This window comes from Verrucomicrobiota bacterium (assembly GCA_027622555.1).
Classification (GTDB): domain Bacteria; phylum Verrucomicrobiota; class Verrucomicrobiia; order Opitutales; family UBA2995; genus UBA2995.
Window position 1 is genome coordinate 1 of the sequence record JAQBYJ010000237.1, and the last position, 2,558, is coordinate 2,558.

Genomic DNA, 2,558 nt, shown 5'->3' on the forward strand with positions numbered 1-2,558 from the left:
TCGTGGCCAGAAATAAATTGACCTGCGGCCAAACTCAATTATCTCACGGATTTAGGACTAACCTTGAATTCTAACGAAACTTTGCCAGGCGCTATCTGGATCAGCGAATAATCCTGATTGATGCCCAGACAACAAAAACTCCAAACCCTAATCAAACACAATGAACTCAACTAAGAACCAATGGTTAATCGGGATAATAGCGATATTATCCCTGGCCTCAATCCCCCTCCTTGGCCAGGAGGATACAAAGTTAGAGCTTTTCATCCTCGATCCCTTTTCCGTCGTTGGGGACGCCGGAAAAGGATACGCTGCCACAAACTCGATCAGTGCGACCCGCATCAATACGGCCATCAAAGATGTTCCCGTTCCTATAAATATTATCACGGCGGAGTTCATCAAGGACTTTGCCTACACCAACGTGGAGGATGCGGTTGTCGCCGATGCCACAGTAACCCGGGTTGGACGCAACGAGGGGAATTTTAACGAAAGCTTTGTCATTCGTGGGTTCCGGTCCTCGCTGAACCTGCGCAACCGCATTCCTTACAGGGGCTTCACGGATACATCGATGGTCGAGCGAATCGAGATCGTTAAAGGTCCCGCTGCTGTGCTTTACGGTCTTTCGGATCCAGGCGGTCTGGTAAACATCATTACCAAAAAGCCGCTAGCAGTAAGGCAACAAAGCCTGGAATTCCGTGCAGGATCTGATTCATTCTTACGCACAGAGTGGGACACTACAGGTCCACTTGATGAAGCTGGAAAATTCCTTTATCGTCTGACGGGATCTTATGAATCAGCCGATGCTCAACGTGCGGGCGGATGGCATCGGCAGATCTTTGTCACCCCTTCGTTTACTATTCTTGCCACTGAAACGACGAAGATTGATTTCGAGTACACCCACCAACAACGCAATCATGCGTTCATGCGCCCGCGGAATCCTTTCGTAGGCGTTGGTTTCGCCCCGGATGACGCCTGGCAGCCCGTTGATCAGGACTATAGCACCATCACTGACCGGGACCGCACCGAGAACACCGGAAATGTTTGGCAGATCGATCTTACGCAGTCCTTTGGAGAAAATATGTATTTGAGGCTTACGGCCAGCGAAACGAGCAAGTTCACGGATATGTTCAACCTGGTAGGCTGCTGCACGGATGCGAACGATTTTTTTACCGGTCAAAGTAATGTAGAAATTCTGGATAACGATGCCAAAAATTACTACGCGGATTTCACCATAACCGATGTTGAAATTGGTAAAACCAGACATACGTTTCTGCTAGGAGCTCAACGTGACGAATCTTCCGGCTTCGGGCAGACCTATCGCATGAATGGAGCTTCCGCCGCATTAAGAGCGGCTCTCGGCGGGTATCCGGTTACGCCTTACAACGTGCTTACGGGTGAAGGACGCAATCCTGATGGGACGGTGCAAATGAATGTAACCCGTGCAGAGGCCGAGGCATTGGCCGTCCAGTTCAGGGCTCAGGGGGTCGGAGGGGCAGTAGCCAATACTGGCACACCCAGCTCTTCCAAGTCGACCAGCTTTTTTGTCATGGATCAAATCAGGGCGTTCGACGACAAACTGAACGTCCTGGCAGGCCTGCGCCGTGATGAAATTGAAAGCAGCCGCCAGGATAAGGTCAGCAACACCTCCATCCAGGCAGGTTTCACCTACGAGGTAGTCCCCGGGTTGAATTTCTATTCCTTGTACAGCGAATCGTTCGTTCCGAATGGCGATCGGGTAGACAATCGCGTCAATCCTCCTCTCGTTCTGACTTTCTCTCCTTCGGAAGGGGAAGGGACCGATATTGGATTCAAATTTGAGCTTATTGAAAATACCTTATCAGGTTCAGTTGCTTACTTTAGTATCGACCGCACCAATATCCTTCAGAACAACCCCCTGCCCTCCCCGCCAGACGACGAGCCTATCGCCTTTCTTTCAGGACTTGAAAATAGCAAAGGAGTTGAAGCGCAGATCTTCTACACACCAAACGACAACACCCAGTTTATTTTGAGTTACGCACATACGGATGCGAAAATCGTCGAAAGTCTGGTTGCAGGTTCTCCCGGCCTGAACTTGCACCAGGTAGCGCCCGATGCCGTGTCGGTAACTGGTCGGCATTCCTTTGATTCAGGATTCTATTTCGGAGGTAATTGGCTCTATCGTGCTGGACCCATACACCAGTTCGCTATCCCCCGCCGGGAATGGGCCATTCAAGATGGCTATTCCCGGATCGACGCATTTATGGGCTACAACATGGAATTAGGCGGCAGAACGCATTATTTTCGACTCAATGTATCCAATGTATCTGACGGTACTTTCTTCGATCGTACGGAGACCTTCGCCGTAGGTAGGCAATTCTTCTTTACCTGGGGTTTCGATATTTAGGGTTCTCCAGTAGTTCATTGTTTCTTAACAGAGCCCGCCGAAATGGCGGGCTCTGTTTTGTAAATCTCAAGCATTTTAACTATTGGCAGTCGCAATTATCCTAAAATTGGCAGAACATCGTTTACTGCGCCGTGCGTGTGATCCGCCACGGCAGGTCAATCAAGCTGCACTTCGGCAA

1 protein-coding gene is annotated in these 2,558 nt (G+C 50.0%); it reads left to right on the plus strand.

Features of this window, described 5'->3' with window-relative positions:
• Positions 1 to 160: 160 nt before the first annotated feature.
• Complete coding sequence (locus tag O3C43_25125) at positions 161 to 2,380, plus strand: TonB-dependent receptor plug domain-containing protein (protein MDA1069772.1); 2,220 nt, start codon at positions 161 to 163, stop codon at positions 2,378 to 2,380.
• Positions 2,381 to 2,558: the final 178 nt, after the last annotated feature.